Source organism: Collinsella sp. An268 (assembly GCF_002159765.1).
Classification (GTDB): domain Bacteria; phylum Actinomycetota; class Coriobacteriia; order Coriobacteriales; family Coriobacteriaceae; genus Coprousia.
Genome location: NZ_NFJH01000023.1, coordinates 1 through 1,006 on the forward strand (window position 1 = coordinate 1; position 1,006 = coordinate 1,006).

The 1,006-nt window shown below is 64.4% G+C and carries 1 protein-coding gene; it reads left to right on the plus strand.

Features of this window, described 5'->3' with window-relative positions:
• Positions 1–256 precede the first annotated feature (256 nt).
• A partial coding sequence (locus B5F70_RS10425) for an HAD hydrolase family protein (RefSeq protein WP_087205498.1) occupies positions 257–1,006 on the plus strand: 750 nt, incomplete at its 3' end.

A 1,006-nucleotide genomic window follows, 5' to 3' on the forward strand; every position in this document is an offset into this window, starting at 1 on the left:
CCCCTCGCCCCATTACAGTTTGAGCCGTCCCGAGGGGCCTGGCACCATGGTATTTCCCAGATCGGAGAGTGAAAAAAAGGAACCGCCCTCGGGACGGCTCAAACTGTAATGGGGCGAGGGGGGGGGACGTGGCCGCAGGCGCTATGTCCCAGCCCGGTTGGGGAGGTGGAGAGCAGAAGAAACCGTGCGCTTCCTTTCGTTGACAGATGGGGCAGGCAGGTACAATAACGACCGGAAATATGATTGAGGGAGGTCCATGATGACAACGGTTGGCGAGGCAAGCCGGGCGGCGCTCTTTTTTGACGTCGACGGCACGCTTATGGGTGGGGACAGGCCCAGCTTTAAACAGGGCGAGCCCATGCCCAAGCTGTCAGTCGAGGCCTTTATGGCCGAGCGTCCGAGCGATGCCGTCATGGCTGCGTTTGGCCGTCTGCGCGCGCAGGGCCATGCGCCCTTCATCTGCACGGGCCGTCCGTTCTTTATGATCACGCCGGGCGTGCGCGCGCTGGAGCCGGTGGGCTATGTTGCGGAGGCGGGCGCCTACGTGCGCATCGGCGATGAGGTCATACGCGACGAGCGCATTCCGCGCGATCTGGTGCGCGAGACGGCGGCGCGCTTCGTCGAGGCAGGCGTCAACGTCCAGCTGGAAAGCAACGAGATCGATGTCGGGCTCTATCCGGCGGGCGGCGAATGCCCCTTCCCGGGGTGCCCCACGGTGCGCACGCTCGACGAGCTCGAGCCGTATCTCGCACGCTACCATTTTGCCAAGCTTGGCACCCATGGCGTGGGGCGCGAGCGCATCGAGCGGCTCCTTCCCTTTTTGGAGGAGCACTTCACGATAAGCGACATGCAGTTCGGTACGTACGACATCTCCCTCAAGGGCCTCGATAAGGGCGAGGGCATCGCCTGCGCGCTCGCCCACATGGGCCACGGCCGCGCGAACACCTTCGCCTTCGGCGACTCGGAGAACGACCTCTCCATGGCGCCCGCGGTGGAGACGTTCGTC